The organism is Paraburkholderia piptadeniae, assembly GCF_900007165.1.
GTDB lineage: Bacteria > Pseudomonadota > Gammaproteobacteria > Burkholderiales > Burkholderiaceae > Paraburkholderia > Paraburkholderia piptadeniae.
Genome location: NZ_CYGY02000011.1, coordinates 220,449 through 235,350, shown reverse-complemented (window position 1 = coordinate 235,350; position 14,902 = coordinate 220,449). Strand labels below are relative to the sequence as shown.

General features: G+C 62.5%; 19 protein-coding genes and 1 pseudogene. 10 read left to right on the top strand and 10 right to left on the bottom strand.

The window, feature by feature from the left end; genetic code table 11:
* Positions 1–302: 302 nt before the first annotated feature.
* The 3 genes and pseudogenes from BN2476_RS05585 to BN2476_RS47990 all read left to right on the top strand — a co-directional run.
* Entirely contained in the window at positions 303–491 is a 189-nt protein-coding gene (locus tag BN2476_RS05585) for a hypothetical protein (protein WP_087733137.1), read from the top strand.
* The gene (locus BN2476_RS05580) at positions 488–1,189 is read left to right on the top strand and encodes an SDR family NAD(P)-dependent oxidoreductase (RefSeq protein ID WP_087733136.1); all 702 of its coding nucleotides are present in this window, start codon (positions 488–490) and stop codon (positions 1,187–1,189) included. The genes BN2476_RS05585 and BN2476_RS05580 overlap by 4 nt, the downstream gene beginning before the upstream one ends.
* A gap of 13 nt (positions 1,190–1,202) precedes the next feature.
* Positions 1,203–1,412 (top strand): annotated as a pseudogene (locus BN2476_RS47990) (hypothetical protein); the annotation flags it as partial.
* 39 nt (positions 1,413–1,451) lie between these two features.
* Here BN2476_RS47990 and BN2476_RS47155 read toward each other — a convergent pair.
* Entirely contained in the window at positions 1,452–1,595 is a 144-nt protein-coding gene (locus BN2476_RS47155; RefSeq protein WP_162849231.1) for a hypothetical protein, read from the bottom strand.
* A 616-nt stretch (positions 1,596–2,211) separates the two neighbouring features.
* Here BN2476_RS47155 and BN2476_RS05565 point away from each other — a divergent pair.
* Positions 2,212–2,922: a lysophospholipid acyltransferase family protein gene (locus tag BN2476_RS05565; RefSeq protein WP_087733134.1), complete on the top strand. Its 711-nt coding sequence runs from the start codon at positions 2,212–2,214 to the stop codon at positions 2,920–2,922.
* A 70-nt stretch (positions 2,923–2,992) separates the two neighbouring features.
* Here BN2476_RS05565 and BN2476_RS05560 read toward each other — a convergent pair whose 3' ends face one another.
* The 3 genes from BN2476_RS05560 to treF all read right to left on the bottom strand — a co-directional run bounded on the left by BN2476_RS05560 (position 2,993) and on the right by treF (position 5,975).
* Entirely contained in the window at positions 2,993–3,478 is a 486-nt protein-coding gene (locus tag BN2476_RS05560) for a hypothetical protein (protein ID WP_087733211.1), read from the bottom strand.
* 200 nt (positions 3,479–3,678) lie between these two features.
* Positions 3,679–3,918, bottom strand: coding sequence for a hypothetical protein (locus tag BN2476_RS05555; RefSeq protein ID WP_087733210.1), 240 nt, complete (start codon positions 3,916–3,918; stop codon positions 3,679–3,681).
* Positions 3,919–4,121: 203 nt separating this feature from the next.
* Positions 4,122–5,975: an alpha,alpha-trehalase TreF gene (gene treF / locus BN2476_RS05550; protein WP_268957858.1), complete on the bottom strand. Its 1,854-nt coding sequence runs from the start codon at positions 5,973–5,975 to the stop codon at positions 4,122–4,124.
* Between the two features lie 605 nt (positions 5,976–6,580).
* Here treF and BN2476_RS05545 point away from each other — a divergent pair.
* Positions 6,581–6,775, top strand: a complete 195-nt coding sequence (locus BN2476_RS05545) for a hypothetical protein (protein ID WP_087733133.1) — start codon at positions 6,581–6,583, stop codon at positions 6,773–6,775.
* A gap of 538 nt (positions 6,776–7,313) precedes the next feature.
* Positions 7,314–7,742, top strand: a complete 429-nt coding sequence (locus tag BN2476_RS49485) for a rubredoxin (RefSeq protein ID WP_087733131.1) — start codon at positions 7,314–7,316, stop codon at positions 7,740–7,742.
* A gap of 7 nt (positions 7,743–7,749) precedes the next feature.
* Here the strand turns inward: BN2476_RS49485 and BN2476_RS05530 are convergent, their stop codons facing one another.
* A complete protein-coding gene (locus tag BN2476_RS05530; RefSeq protein WP_143810903.1) occupies positions 7,750–8,115 on the bottom strand; it encodes a hypothetical protein in 366 nt (121 codons plus the stop codon).
* A 159-nt stretch (positions 8,116–8,274) separates the two neighbouring features.
* On the opposite strand from BN2476_RS05530, the gene BN2476_RS05525 reads away from it, so the two are divergent.
* On the top strand, positions 8,275–8,703 hold the full coding sequence (locus BN2476_RS05525; protein ID WP_087733129.1) for a BspC domain-containing protein: 429 nt from the start codon (positions 8,275–8,277) through the stop codon (positions 8,701–8,703).
* Between the two features lie 12 nt (positions 8,704–8,715).
* Here the strand turns inward: BN2476_RS05525 and BN2476_RS05520 are convergent, their stop codons facing one another.
* A complete protein-coding gene (locus BN2476_RS05520) occupies positions 8,716–9,021 on the bottom strand; it encodes a hypothetical protein (protein WP_087733208.1) in 306 nt (101 codons plus the stop codon).
* A gap of 132 nt (positions 9,022–9,153) precedes the next feature.
* Here BN2476_RS05520 and BN2476_RS05515 point away from each other — a divergent pair, with 132 nt between their 5' ends.
* The gene (locus tag BN2476_RS05515; protein ID WP_087733128.1) at positions 9,154–9,579 is read left to right on the top strand and encodes a MarR family winged helix-turn-helix transcriptional regulator; all 426 of its coding nucleotides are present in this window, start codon (positions 9,154–9,156) and stop codon (positions 9,577–9,579) included.
* 90 nt (positions 9,580–9,669) lie between these two features.
* Here the strand turns inward: BN2476_RS05515 and BN2476_RS05510 are convergent, their stop codons facing one another.
* Together BN2476_RS05510 and BN2476_RS05505 are read right to left on the bottom strand one after the other, a co-directional pair.
* The gene (locus BN2476_RS05510) at positions 9,670–10,587 is read right to left on the bottom strand and encodes a LysR substrate-binding domain-containing protein (RefSeq protein WP_087733127.1); all 918 of its coding nucleotides are present in this window, start codon (positions 10,585–10,587) and stop codon (positions 9,670–9,672) included.
* A 3-nt stretch (positions 10,588–10,590) separates the two neighbouring features.
* On the bottom strand, positions 10,591–11,505 hold the full coding sequence (locus BN2476_RS05505; protein WP_087733126.1) for a LysR family transcriptional regulator: 915 nt from the start codon (positions 11,503–11,505) through the stop codon (positions 10,591–10,593).
* Between the two features lie 388 nt (positions 11,506–11,893).
* On the opposite strand from BN2476_RS05505, the gene BN2476_RS05500 reads away from it, so the two are divergent.
* Together BN2476_RS05500 and BN2476_RS05495 are read left to right on the top strand one after the other, a co-directional pair.
* The gene (locus tag BN2476_RS05500; protein WP_087733125.1) at positions 11,894–12,994 is read left to right on the top strand and encodes an NAD(P)H-dependent flavin oxidoreductase; all 1,101 of its coding nucleotides are present in this window, start codon (positions 11,894–11,896) and stop codon (positions 12,992–12,994) included.
* Between the two features lie 19 nt (positions 12,995–13,013).
* Complete coding sequence (locus tag BN2476_RS05495; protein ID WP_087733207.1) at positions 13,014–13,676, top strand: MOSC domain-containing protein; 663 nt, start codon at positions 13,014–13,016, stop codon at positions 13,674–13,676.
* Between the two features lie 88 nt (positions 13,677–13,764).
* Here the strand turns inward: BN2476_RS05495 and BN2476_RS05490 are convergent, their stop codons facing one another.
* Together BN2476_RS05490 and BN2476_RS05485 are read right to left on the bottom strand one after the other, a co-directional pair.
* Positions 13,765–14,001 carry a tautomerase family protein gene (locus BN2476_RS05490; protein ID WP_087733124.1) on the bottom strand — a complete coding sequence of 79 codons (237 nt, stop codon included), beginning with the start codon at positions 13,999–14,001 and terminating at the stop codon, positions 13,765–13,767.
* Positions 14,002–14,059: 58 nt separating this feature from the next.
* A complete protein-coding gene (locus BN2476_RS05485) occupies positions 14,060–14,770 on the bottom strand; it encodes an SDR family NAD(P)-dependent oxidoreductase (RefSeq protein WP_087733123.1) in 711 nt (236 codons plus the stop codon).
* Positions 14,771–14,902 lie beyond the last annotated feature (132 nt).

Genomic DNA, 14,902 nt, shown 5'->3' with positions numbered 1-14,902 from the left:
TGCCGTCTTGTGTGTGACTATGAGGCATTGTGTGCGAATGGCCATTGCCCTTGCGTCGCGCCTCTTTGTCCGATCGTCCTGTTTTCGTGAGCGCATCGCGCGGACTCATATTGGAAACGCCGCACGGCAAGACAGCACGCAAACCGCGCGCACGCACCGCAAAGCGATCACGCAATCGCCTTTTATTGTTCTGAACGTGCGCTTTCGTTTCGATTGCTCTAAAACTGGTCTTTGGACCCAGCGTTTGTATCGACTAAAAAGCATGACTGCGCGATGACCGGACCGCCGGAGCGGTCGTATGAATGCTCAAGGCGGTAATACTGTCGGCGGCTAGCGAGCCGTGCGACAACATCGTGTTCGATCCTTCGCATCTCGCGGAGGGCATCGGCTTTCCGCCCGACGAAATCTTCGCGGCGCGCAGCAACGCGTACGGCGTTTCGTTTTCGAAGCGGCATGAGGCGGACAAAGATTTGGGAGCGCGTACTTCATGAACAGTCTCGACGGAACCATGGTCGCCGTGACGGGCGCCTTCGGCAGCCTAGGTCTCGCCACGGCGCAATTGCTGGCGCAGCGCGGCGCGAAAGTCGCGCTCGTCGGACGCGGGGCTGTGCCCGCGAACCTGCCCGCGCCGCTCGCGCAGGCCTGCATCGCGAGCGATGTCGATCTCGCGGAACCGGACGCGGCCCAACTTGCGATCGATTCGATCGCATGCCGGCTCGGCGGTTTGAACGCGCTCGTCAACGTGGCGGGCGGATTCAGTTGGGAGACGGTCGCCGATGGCAGCGCGCAGAACTGGCAGCGAATGTTCGACGTGAACGTGAAGACGACGCTGAACGCGTCGAAGGCGGCGCTTGCGCATCTGACCGCGGCGGCGGGCGGGCGCATCGTCAATGTCGGCGCAATGGCGGCGTTGAAGGCGGGGATGGGAATGGGCGCTTACGCGGCGTCGAAGGCTGCCGTGATGCGTTTGACGGAAGCGCTTGCCGAAGAACTCAAGGACAGGGGCGCGACCGTCAATGCGATCTTGCCGAGCATCATCGATACTCCGCAGAACCGCGCCGACATGCCCGACGCCGATTTCACGCGATGGGTGACGCCGGAGCAGATCGCAGCGGTGATCGCGTTCCTGCTGTCGAAAGAGGCGCAGTGCATCACAGGGGCGCTGATTCCTGTCGCCGGACGTGTTTGAAGTCTCTTCACCCTACATCATGAGCAATTTCCCGCATGCGGGCGATTAGAGCAGCCTGCATGCGAGGGTGCAGTCCACGCTCGATCCGCTCGTGCGCGCGAACTACAAGGATCGCTTCGGTGCGGCGGTCGGCTATCTGACGGCGGACCCGACTTCAATCAAGCTGGCCCGACGGCGACGCTCGCAGCGATCCTCTCAAGACACATCGTGGGGAAATCGATGACGCTTCGGGCCGAAACGAAAGGCACGGCTCTCACGCGGTTCATCGACCGCTCTTCGGAGGGGCCTTTTTATCGCCGCACGCTTTTGCGCAACGCTTGTACTCCTTGCGCAACTCGACGATCTTCGCCGAGACGCTCGCCAGAATGCCGAGCGCACCGATTGTTTCGACCAACGCGGAAAGCATGAACGTCTCCTCTTCACAGGCGATGGGCGCCGGCAACGTGTGACAGAAGAGTAAGGGCGCTGCGTGCCGCTCACAATCTGGAAGTTCCGGACCCAGACTTCGCCGCTACCGAAGCATCAAGTTCGCGCGCGGGGGCATGCACAAATGGATGCGTCGATGAAGAGGAGGACGATTCACGCGACGCATGATTTGAACGTCGATACGCGCGGCAGGTTTCGTCTGAACGTTCGCTTGCCCACATTGCAGCGTGCATTTGCCGGCGATACTGTGCTCGCGCACGGGGGAAGTTTGCGCATCACGACAACTCGAAAGAAGCAAAGCGTTGTGGCGTTTGCAAGGCACTAGCGCCACGCGGCGCGAACCTTTGCCGAACATTTGGCCTTCCGGCGCCGCCCGGCGACCTCGGCCTCCAAAACAAAAGACTGAACGCCGGCTCTGGCCGGCGTTTTCTTCGTCGCATGCCGTGTCGTGCGGTAGCGGATCAAAGGGCAACAAGGCGGATGGCCCGACGTCGATTGCCCGCGCATTGCAGCATTGACGCGTGCGGATAGCTCATCGCCGGTAGTATCTGGGTTTGGCTTGCGCCTTCGCTCCCTATTCCTCGATGCCACATAACATGCGCGCTGTGCTCAACAAATGGCTGTTCATCGTCTGTCTGCTGGGCAGCGGAACGATCTGGTCCACGGTGATGCTGCTGTTCTACCCGTTTGTCGGCCGCTCGGGCCGCTATGCGCTCGCGGCGTTGTGGTGCCGCGCGCTCGTGCGGGTGATGCGCGTGCTGCCAGGCATCCGCTGCTCGATAGAAGGCCTGGAGCATCTGCCGAAAGAGCCGTCGATCATCCTCTGCCGGCACGAGTCGACATGGGAGACGCTCACGTTTCTCGCGCTCTTTCCGCGCCGGATCAGCTTTGTGTTCAAGCAGGATCTTTTGCGTATCCCTTTCTTCGGCTGGGTGCTGAAGGGACTCGACATGGTGAGTCTCGACCGCGGCTCGCCCCGGCAGGCGCATGTCGCCGTCACGCGCGAAGCAGCGGAACGTCTTGCGAAAGGCGATATCGTCGTGATCTTTCCGGAAGGCACGCGCGTGCCACATGATGCGCCCGTCAGGCTGACATCGGGCGGCGTGCGTCTCGCCTGTGCAACGGGTGCGATGATCGTGCCCGTAGTGCACAACGCGGGCAAGGTGTGGCCAGCGAAAGGCTGGCCGACGGGTGCGGGGCACATCCGTGTCGTCGTCGGTCCCACGCTGTCGCCTGCCGAGCGGTCGCCGCAGGAACTGATTCACGAGGTTCACGACTGGATGCAATCGGAGTTGAAGAAACTCTAGCGCGAGGCTTTCGCATCATGCCGTGCGAAGGCCCGGTCGCCGATCGCGCGCCGCATGACGCGCTATGCACTCATGCCGTTACGGTGGCAGCGAGGGTGCCGTGCGCGATTTGCTGCTCGATGCGCATCAGGCCTTCGATCATCCGTGCTTCGGCCTTTGCGATGTCTTCCAGCGACGCAGCAGCGAGTTGCCGCTCGAAGATGCCGAGCGCGATGGTCAGCCACGCGTAGTTGTCACCCTCGATGATCCACTCGCCGCGCGTCTTCTCGATCGCGTCGATGTCCGTCATCGCGATCTGCGCTTCGGCGATATCGTCGAGCGCTTCAGGAAGATGACCGATGCGGCCGAGTTCTTCGGCAACGAGCAGTTGCCGACCGAGCGTCGTGTACAGCTCGCGCGAGCCATCACCTCGGCGGAACGCGTCGAGGCTCGCGTACGCCTGCAGCAGCATCGCGCGCGTGATGGGCTCGTGCGCGGCGCGGCTGAACGTCAGCGCGCGCAGCAGCGGCGACATGGCGGGACGGGTCTGTTTGCGGCTTCGCGATTTGTGCGACATGGTGGTGTACCTCTTCTCTTCGTTTCCGGCGCGCGCAAATGGCTTGTGAAACGCGCGGAAAAAGATGCCGCCGATGCTCTGGCGGCACGTACAGGGGAAAATCAATGACAAGCCTGCGAACGGATAATGAGCCGCGACAATTAAGACAGAATTAAATCGCGAGCGTCGTGCCGATCACCGCACGCGGGCTTCGTCGAAAACTACTGGTATTGGGCGTGCGGTGCCTGACGCTGCGCCGCCTGTTCTTCGGCATGCTTCTTCGCAAGGTGACGCCCGACGACGCAGCCGCCGACCGCGCCGACGACGGCGTGGTGCCCCGCGTAGTGCCCCGCGACGCCGCCGACCACGGCCCCCTTGATGCAGCCCGCCGCGTGGGCCGTCCCGCTGACGGCGAGAAGAAGCGTTGCGGCGGCAAGCGTGGTCTTACCGAATGCTGTCATGCTGATACCCCGTTCGAGTTGTTCGATCCGATGTTGCGCCGATGCGGCTGAATTCAATGGCATTCACGAGTCGATTCGCGCCGATAGCGTCAGCGCAGTGTACGCGGCAGCCCAGGCCGAAGGTGCAACATGGTTGCGAGTTTCGTAACAAGCAGTTAGACGGAATCGAAGGGCGTCGCGCCCTTCGATTCCAGCGTCGGACGTCACGTGACAGCGCAAGGTCGCTGGGGCGGCGTTGCGCGCAGACGGTGCGAGGTCTTCGGCGCAGCGGCGGCCGCCGATGCCGCTTCCGATACGCCGCTCGGACTCGAAGGCACATCGGCGGGACGCGTGGCGGGGCCCACCGCGTTCGGATACATCGCCATCAGCGTGCGAAGCACGCCGTTCGTCCAGCCGAATCCATCCTGCAACGGATACTCGCCGCCGCCCGCCGACGTCGTGCCCGCGTTCGCGTCGACGTCGTACTTTTCGACCAGCTTGCCCGTGTGCTGGTAGTACGCGACGTTGGTGCGTATCCAGCGCGTCGCAATCTGCTGCGCGAGGTCTCCGTGACCGTAGCGACGCAAGCCCGTCACCGCGAGATATTGCAAAGGCGCCCAGCCGTTCGGCTCGTCCCATTGCTGTCCCGTTCGGACGGTGGTCGTTGCAAGGCCGCCGGGACGCAGCAGCTGCGCGCGCACCGTCGCGGCAACCGACGCCGCTTGCGCCTTCGTCGCGATGCCGGAATAGAGCGGATAGACGGTCGCCGCGCTGAGCCGGTGCGTGAGCTGATGCTTGACGAAGTCGTAGTCGCCGAATGCGTTCAGCTGCGAATCCCACGCGACGCGGCGAATCGCTTCGGCGCGCACGGCCGCGCGCTGCTCCATGTTTTCCGCGTGCGACGCGTCGCCCTGCACGCGATACGCTTTCGCGAGCGTGCGTTCGAGATCGACGAGCAGAGAGTTCAGATCGACGGGAATCAGCGACGTGACTTCGACTGTCGCGAGCGACTTGCCGTCTGCGAACCAGCGCGAGCTGAAATCCCAGCCCGTTTCGCCGCCCGCGCGCAGGTTGCGCCACAGGTCTTCTGCGTTGCGCTCAGGCGTCGCTTGCGAGGTGACGACGTCTTCCCGATACGATTCGTCGCGCGGCGTGCCACGGTCGTCCCAATAGCGGTTGAGCAACGTGCCATCGGGCAGACGCACGAGATGACGATACGCGTCGCCGGGCGCGATCTGGTTCTGGCCGTCCATCCAGTAAGCGTATTCTCTGCGCAGCACGGGCAGATAGTGCAGATAGACCTGATCGCCTTCGCGCTCGGCCGCGAGACGCACCATCTGCGCGAAGAACGGCGGTTGCGAGCGGCTGAGATAGTACGTGCGGTTGCCGTTGGGAATGTGGCCGTAGCGATCGATCAGCGTCGCGAAGTTGTCGAGTTCGTCTTTCAGCAGATCTTCACGGCCGCTTTGCCGAAGGCCGAGCATGATGAAGTACGAGTCCCAGTAGTAGATTTCGTCGAAGCGGTCGCCGGGCACGATGTACGGACGCGGAAGCGGCAGCAACGACGACCACGGGCTCGCGTTCGAATCGGGGTCTCGCCGAAGCACGGACCACAGCGTGTCGATATGTGCGGTGACGCTCTGGTTCGGATCGGACACGTAGTTTTTCGTTTCGCGCGCGGGCAGCGTGAAGCGCTCGTCGACGAAGTACTTGAGATCGAAATGCGCGTCTGATTTCTGACCGGCATAGTCGGCGACGATCTCCTTCGGCGGCACGTTGGGCACCATATCGGCGAATGTCTTGCTGTCCGGATAGAGATGCGCGAGTTCGACATCGCGATACAGGTCGCCGTACAGATCCGAAGGCGGAACGGGCACGACGGGCGATGCGTTCTGGGTGCCCCGGTTCGATACCGCCGCTGTAGAGGATGCGCCGGACGATGCGCTTGCGGGTAAGGCCTGCGCGTCGGCGGGCTGCGCGTCGAATGCGAGCAGCGCGCCAGAGCACAGGATGATGCGAGCGATGCGGGCGGCGTCGAAGGCTATGGAAAGCATGCGGCGGGCTTGGGGTTGCGGCATCGGAAGAGGCGCTCCTGGTAGTGAAGACCGTTCGAAGACAAGGAGTCGCGCAAGCAAGGTATGTTCCCCGGCGACGGATGTCCGCGCTTTCGAGCAAGAGAGTGGACGAAAGCGCACGAAAGCGAACAAGAGCTGACGAAAGCCTGCGCACGCGCCATGCGTTTAGACGGAAACCTCCGATGACTGTTCAACAGCAAAGCTGGATCAGAAGCGTGATGATCGCGCCCGAGACGGCATCAACGGACATGCAGGCGGCCATCGTCCCGCGCTCGCGCCAGGTGTCGAGTTTGTGATGAGCCTGATCGTCAGGAATATGGACGGGCTCGCGCAAGTGATGATGCCGTCCGGCAAAGGCGGCTCGATGTGATGAATCGTGTGCGCGTGTATGCATGCGTGGTCTGGCGCACGTCCCGCTTCGGCGAAACTAACACCCTCGCGATCCAGCGACTATCCTCTAATGAGGTCCGGGCATTGTGTCGGCTGTATCGAGCCGACGTGCGTCGAACATAGCTTCGACGTTAGCAAACGACTTTGCCCGAAGGCCGCGCGAGCTTGCGCTCGTGTCAATCGATTGAAGTTGCAACGATCGGACAAGGAGTTGAAAAATGAAGACCCTTGCGTTTGCTCTTGCACTTGCTGGTTTCGCCGGGCTGATTGCGCCCGTGACCTCTTACGCGAAGATCGATCAGAACGCCGACTACTATCGCGCCGAAGATCGCGTGCGGAATTCGTCGGGCGATCCGAAAGACGCTGCGCGGCAGGCGGGGCATGGCCAGGCGTCGGCGACTTCGAGCCAGTAGTGTTTTCGCGGTAGTGTCTGTTTGCGGCGGATCGATGGCTGCCCGCCGCAACGAAATCCCTGCTTCGCCAAAGCGTCCTTGCATCTCGAAGGCTGACTCCTTCAGCCACCGCAGCCGTAACCACGCACCCGCCCACCACTCCCTGGCCGAAAGAATCTATTCACTACAAGGAAGGAATACCGGGGCGGCGCGTGGGCGATAATCGAGCGTCTCTCACATCAGTCAAGCGTCGCGCATGCCGTACCCCGACCAGCGCAACTCGACGGGGAAAAGAATCCAGCCAGGATTCAATCGAACGAATGAGCGTTTACAATCCGGGCTCGCGTTTTTCACCGAAAACGCAGCATCGGATCTGCCCCTCAATCATTTCGTTCAATCTCATGTCGACACCCAATCGCGTCAATAGCCGCCGTTCGCTGACCCTGCTCCAATTGCTCTCTCTCGTAGGCATCTCTGCTGTGCTGTGCAGCGCGCTGCTGCGTCACTTCTACTAGACGGCGGCCTGCAAGACGCGCCGTTCGCCTGTCGTTCACTTTGCATGTACAAGAAAGCCACTGCTGTAGAAATCCAGTTCTCGCCCGATCGGCTCAACGATGGCGCCGGCGATCCCTTCTGGATCGACCTGAACCTGACGGAAGCGACAGCCCTGCATCAGGCGCTGCAACGCTATCTCGATGCGCCAGCCGGTGAGCGGCCAACACCGCTCGTCGTGTCGCTCGATCACGACGACAGCGCGGCAGCGGCGGAAGCGCGCGGATCGAATGACGCGGCCGCGACGCAAGCGCCGTCATCGAACGACGAATTCAAGCAGTGGGTATGCGTGATTTGCGGCTGGATCTACGACGAGGCAGCCGGCTTGCCTGAGGAAGGCATCGCGCCCGGCACGCGCTGGGCGGACGTGCCGGAAAGCTGGCGCTGTCCGCTCTGCGATGTCGGCAAGCAAGATTTTGCGCTCGTGGAGTTCTGAGCGCGGGTCAGTGCCCCGCTGACGCCAGCGTTCGCGTGCACTCCCTGACCATCGACCGATAGATCGGATCGGCGACGCGGCGCTGAAAATACTCGACGAGCGTATCGTTCGCGTGCGGTCTGAGCCGAACGCCGATCGCGATGCCGCGAAAGAGCGACTGCGCCTCGATCCTGACCGCGCCGTTCGCGCGCACCTCGCTGAAATGCCGCACGCTCGATTGCCAGCGGCCGGCGATGCATCCTTCCACATCCGATACTGTCTGCACCGTTTGCGCCGAGTAGTTCGGCGCCAGTGAAAAGAGACTGTCCTTGCGCGAGCACGCGACGAGCGCCGCGCACACGACCGCGGCGACAGCGATATGAGAAAGGTTCAATTTTCGGTCCGTCAGGGCAGTTGAAGCGTAGAGAGCTTGTGAAACGCGCGCGGCGATAAGAGCCAGCGAGAGCGAGTATACTTTCGCGCCTTGAATGTTTCGCGACGCATCTGCATCGCATTGAATTTCGAAGCGCCATATCGGAATGAAAAGCACGCAATGAAAAGCATCATCTCCGTATCTGGCATCGTCTGCGCCATCTGGTTCTGCTCGACCGCCTTTTCGCAGTCGCAGCCCCAAACCGACGTACCCGACGACTACGCGTACCTCACGCGTCTTCACGTGCGTCCCGCCGTCATCAACTGTATCGCCGAACTCGACCGCCGGATTCGCACTACGTCACGCTATGACATGTTTCTCGCGCCCGATCGCCGTGTGCTGAAAGCCGGGATCGACGGCGGCAGCGGGATTTTCTCAGGCAACAATGGCGCTCAATCCGTCGAGTCGACGGTGACGATGCGCGCGTTTGCCCGTGTGCGCAGCAAGCAATCGTGGATTCCCGTCGTCGCGAAGTGCGGGATATGGCGCGAGCATGTGGTCGGCGTGTCGCTGCAGAAATACGAGGGCCGTACGTCCATCGTGCATTGACGCGCGCAGGGCCTAATCGCCGCGATCGTTCAACTTGAATCCCGCCGACGGGCCATATACAAGCCTATGCTTCGGAGCGAGCAGGTCGTAGTCGCGCAACGCGGACAAGTAGGACGGCCCGTGAATGATGGCCGGCGACGGCGTCGATGCGCGATGCCGTTCGGGCGGAGGCGGCTGCTGCAGGAGCGCCGGGTCGAAACCGGAACTGGATGGCAGATTGGCGAGCACGATAGCCTGCGAGCCCGCGCCAGCCGAATGGACTCCGGCTGCGGCAAACGCTGCCATCCACGCTGTGAGCAGAACGACGTAAGATTTCATTTGAAACCGCAAACGCGCACACTGATTCGTCGGCGCATCTTTGCGCACCACGCGCCAATCCGCCGCGATGATTCGATATTAGTCACGCAGTGACATAATTTCAACCAGCACCCGACATCGATGGAGTCTCCCATGGCAGCACGTCCCGCCGCTGCGGTCGAAGCCCCGACCAAGCAGGATCTGGAGGCGATGTCCGCGTTCCGTTACCAGTTGCGGCGCTTCCTGCGTTTTTCCGAGGAGGTGACGCACACGGCCGGCATCACGCCGTTGCAGTATCAGCTGATGCTGCACGTGCAGGGCATCGAAGGCCGCGACTGGGCGACGGTCGGCGAGCTTGCTGAGCGTCTGCAGGCCGCGCCCCACGGCACGGTGGCGCTCGTGTCGCGCTGTGAGTCGGCGGGGCTCGTCGCGCGCAAGACAAGCCGCAGCGACCGCCGCCAGGTGGAGGTGCATCTGACGTCTAGGGGTGAACGCCTTCTGATCCGGCTGGCTACCTTGCACAAGTCCGAGATGGAGGCCTTTGGTTGGGCATTCAAAGGCGAGTTCGAAGGCGCGTGAACTCGCTCGCGCCAGCGCCGTTTTGCGCCGCGCCGCCGCGATGAATGGCACAGCGTGATGTATCCGCCGGCCGCTAGCCCGTTTTGACCGTTATCCAAGCTCCTCGATCATCAGCCGCGCGGCGGGCGATAACACCGAACCGCGCCGCGTCACGATCCCATAGGGTTCGGTACGGGATCGCACCTCGATTGCAAGCGTCCGTGCAAGGCCGTGATCGGACAGCATCGCGGCCATGTCGCACGGCATCAGCGAAACGAGTGTCGGGTCGCGCTGCAGCATCAGCACCGTCGTCATCGTCGACGCGGTTTCGATCGGGTGAGGCGGCACCGGGAGTCCTGCTTCCTTGAACTCGCGTTCGAACAGCGAGCGCAGCGGCATCATGCTCGGATAGACGATCCAGCGGGAAGACGCGAGATCGGCGAGCTTCACGTCTTGCGCGTCCGCCAATGGATGCGCGAGGCTCGCGACGATCGCGGCCGGTTCGTCGCTCAGTTCCCGATAGTCGTAGTGATCGGGCTGCCGCGCGACGGTCTTGCGGCAAATGGCCAGATCGAGCCGCCCCTGGTCGAGCAACGCGAGGAGCCGCGCGCTCGTGTCCTCAACGACTTCGACCGACAGCGTGGGCTGTCTTTGCCGCAGACGCGTCAATGCATCGACCAGCACGCCCGACACCGCGCCCGTGATCGCGCCGACGGCGAGCCTTCCGCCCGAGCCTTGCAGAATGCCCTCCATCTCTTCGCGCAGATGCGCGACGTCCATGTGGATCAGCCGCGCGTAGCGGATCACGCAGCGCCCGAGTTCGTTCGGCTGGATGCCGTGCGGCGAGCGCGTGAAGAGCGTCGCGCCGAACGTCGCCTCGATTTCGCGCAGCGCCTTCGTTGCGCCCGGCTGGGTCAACGCCATCTCGTCGGCGGCGCGATGCAGCGAGCCATGCTCGTCGAGCGCGATCAGAAGACGCAGTTGCTTGAGCCGCAGACGCGCGGCAATCGAATCGACATTCGGCAGCATGGGTTATTGTGTTCTCAGCTTTTCCATCAGGAAGTCCACGAAGCAGCGCACGCGCGACGACAGATGCCGCGCATGCGGATACAGCAAAACGAACGGCCGCGTGCGCCCGCCATAGGGCGTGAGCACTTCGCGCAGCGTTCCATCGTCGAGGTCGCGAGCCGCGACGAACCGATAGGTCTGGAAAAGGCCCGCTCCGTGGCGCGCGAGCGTGACGCCGGCCAGCACGTCACCGGATGTGCTGTATCCGCCGCGCGTCATCATCTCCAGTTCTTCGCCTTCCCGCATGAAGATCCACGGCAGATTGCGCCCCGTGCTCGGCAACGCGTACTGAATGCACTCGTGGTCGATCAGATCGTCGGGAGTCTCCAGCTTGCCGGCCGATTTCAGATAGGCCGGCGAAGCGACGACGACGAGCTCGGCATCTTCGAGCTTGCGCGCGATCAGTGCGGAGTCGTCGGGCGCGCGGCCTCGTATGGCGAGATCGAAGCCTTCGTCGGCGAAGTCGATATTGCGGTTGCTCAGATGCGCCTCGACGGTCACGCCCGGATAGCGCGCGCGGAATTCGGCCAGCAGCGGCAGCACGCGGTAATGGCTATACGGAGTCGGCATGCTGATGCGCAAGACGCCCGTGGGCGTGCTCTGCTGTCCCGTCACTTCGCGCTCGGCGTCGGCAAGCTGGTTGAGCGCCTGACGACATTGCTCGAAGTATCGGCGTCCGGCATCCGTAAGCCTGATCTGTCTCGTCGTGCGCACGAAGAGCCGCACGCCGAGACGCGACTCCAGACGCGCGACTGACCGGCTCACGGCAGCGGGCGTCACGCTCGCTGCCGTCGCTGCGACCGTGAAGCTCTCCAGTTCCGCCGCGAGGCAGAACAGTTCGATGCTGCCCAAAAGAAGGTCTTCGAATTGACGCTGCATGGCCTTTCCATGATCTGGATGTGCTGCTCGTTTTGCCCGACGCAAAGGCACGGCGCGGTGCAGCGGGATGGTTGACGACGGGTTCGCAGAGGATAGCAGGTCTCGCTATACGGGCGCGCCCGCAGCGCCGCGCGTGTGAGTCGCGACTCGCGATACGGCGTGCCATTGCTGCCGCAACGATACGCGAGTTGCCCGATCTGTTCCCGTCGCTCAACAGTGTCTTGACTGGCAACCGGTTGACCCGTCGTTGCCCGATAACCGATCATCCGATGTAAAGAGGCTATGCTTGCAAGAGCATGTGCAGCCGAAAGCAGGGGCCTTCGACTATCCGCTCTGACGTGTGGATCGCGGGCGGCACGGTCTCCAACTTACGCGATGAGGTCATCAGATGAGCAATCGTTTCGAAGACAAGCCGCTTCTCAAGCTGCTTGGCATCAGCAAGCCGATCATCCAGGCGCCCATGGCGGGCACCAGCACACCTGCGCTCGCCGCAGCCGTTTCGAATGCGGGCGGCCTCGGATCGCTCGGCGTGGGCGCGATGAATGCCGAAGCCGCGCGAAAGGCAATCCGCGACACGCGCGCATTGACCAACGCGCCCTTCAACATCAATGTTTTCTGCCATGAACCCGCAACCGCCGATGCGAAAGTCGAAAAGGAATGGCTGAGCTGGCTCGCTCCGCACTTCGAGAAGTACGGTGCGAGCGCGCCTGAAAAGCTCGGCGAGATCTATACGAGCTTCGTCGAAGATCAGGCGATGCTCGACGTGTTTCTTGAGGAAAAGCCGGCTGTGGTCAGCTTCCATTTCGGCTTGCCTTCGAAAGAGATCGTCAAGGCGCTGAAGGACGCGGGCATCAAGCTGCTGGCGTCGGCGACGAATCTGGACGAGGCGGCGGCCGTCGCCGATGCGGGTGTCGATGCTCTGGTCGCGCAAGGTATCGAAGCAGGCGGCCATCGCGGCGTGTTCGATACGCGAGCCTTCGACGAAGGCCTGGGCACGTTCGCGCTCACGCGCCTCTTCGTGCAGAAAATCGATCTGCCCGTGATCGCGGCGGGCGGGATCATGGACGGCGCCGGCATCGCGGCGGTGCTCGCGCTCGGCGCGCAGGCCGCGCAACTCGGAACGGCATTCGTCCCGTGCCCGGAGACGTCGATCGACGAAGGCTACCGCCGCGCCATTCTCGGCGATCCGGCGTATCACACGGTTTTGACGTCGGCGATTTCGGGGCGGCCGGCGCGCAGCATGGTGAACAGGTTCACGGAACTGGGCCGCTCGGCGGACCGTCCGGCGACGCCGTCTTATCCGATCACCTACGACGCGGGCAAGGCGCTGCATGCCGCCGCGAAAGCAAAGGGTGAGTTCGGTTATGGCGCGCAGTGGGGCGGCCAGGCGGCTGCGCTCACCCGCTCGCTGCCCGCCGCCGAGCTGGTCGCACAACTGGAGACCGAACTCGTCGAGGCCATCCGGCGTTTGCAGCAGTTCGCGTCGTAAAGGAATGGACCGGCGCGAGATGGGAGACCAGACTGGCCATGCAGAAACCGGCGAGAACGTGCGCGACATCGGCGCTTCGGTGTTGTCGATCAATGTCGGCTTGATCCAGCCTCTCGACGTCGGGCTGTCTTCGGAAGGGCTGCAAGTCGAGTCGGCGATACGCAAGCGCTCGATCAGCAGCGCGAGCGAAGGCGCGATCGTCGAAGTGAAGAAGCTGGGCTTCGTCGGCGACGAGCAGGCCGATATCAGCGTTCACGGCGGGCTCGACAAGGCAGTCTATCTGTACCCGATCGAGCACTACGCGTGGTGGCGTGAACGGCGCATCGAGGCGGGTGTCGCGCATGCCGACAGACTGTTCGAATTCGGTGCATTGGGCGAAAACCTGACGACACAGGGCGTGCTCGAAACAGACCTGTGGGTCGGCGACGTGCTCGTCATCGACGAAGTGAGGCTACGTGTCGAAGCGCCACGCAGTCCCTGTTTCAAGCTGAACGCAGTGATGGGCTATAGGCGCGCGGTAAAGCACATGTATCTGAGCGGATTCGCGGGTGTCTATCTGAGCGTCGTGCAAACGGGATGGGTGCGAGCGGGGTCGCGTATCGGACTCGTGCAGGGGCGTCGCGAGGAATCGATCGGCGGCATGCTCGACTTGCGCCGCAGCCGCGCGCGTAGAGAGCCCTGAACGAAACCGTGCGGGCTCATTGCGCGGAGAACCTTTAAGCCTCTTCGCGCAATGGCCGCAACTGGCTGCTTCAATTTTATGCCGGCACTCAGTCCGGCTTCTTCGCTTTCTGCCGACGATATTCGTCGACGGGCAGTCCGCCCCATCCCCAATTCTCCGTCTCGACTTCCTGAATGACGACGAATGTCGCTTCGAGCGGTTTGTTGAGCACGTTGAGAAGAAGCTCGCTGGCTCCCTTGATAAGCTGCGCCTTCTCTTCCGGCGTCACCGCATTCGTGCCGGGCTTGTTTCCTTCACGAGTAACCTGAATGGTCACGATAGGCATGGCAATCTCCGTGATGTTAGGCGGATGAGGCATCGTTGCCGATGCCTCGCCGTTGTGCTTAGTGGCCTGCGCTCTGGCCGCCGTCGACGTGCAGGATCTCGCCCGTCACGAACGGCGCGGAATCGAGGTACACGACGGCGTCGACGATGTCGCGCATTTCACCCATATGGCCGACGGGATGCAGCGCGCCGAGTGCTTCATGCGTTTCCGGCGCATGCATTGGCGACTTGATGATGCCCGGCGAGACGGCGTTCGCGCGAATACCCGTCTTCGCGTATTCGATAGCGAGCGATCTGGTGGCCGCATTCAGGCCGCCCTTCGTCAGCGATGCGAGCACCGAAGGCACGCCGGAAATTGCATGATCGACGAGACTCGTCGTGATCTGCAACACATGGCCGCTTTTGTTCTTCTCCATCTCGGCGATCGCGAGCTGCGTGATATGGAAGAAGCCGTTCACGTTGACGTTCAGGATGGAGGCATAGTCTTCAGCCGTGTATTGCGTGAACGGCTTCGCGATGAAGATGCCCGCGTTGTTGATCAGCGTATCGACGCGGCCGAAGCGTTCGACGGCTTCGGAGACGGCACGCTTTGCCACTTCGCGATCTCCGATGTCGCCTGCGACTGTGACGATGTTCGGATCGTCGGAGGGCTTGATCGAACGCGCGATCGCGACGACGCGATAGTCGCGCTCCCGGAAGGCTTTGACGAGTTCTGCACCGATACCTTGTGATGCGCCAGTGACGATAACGACCTTTTGCGAGTTGCTCATGATTGACCTCGATACGTTGGTGGCATTTGCCGTCGGGGATCGACAGCGCCGTTAGGTCGTCAATCTAGGCTTGCTCGATCCGCTTGCGTACACCCGTAGTGGACAAACAGTTTTGACGCGTGGGAACAAATG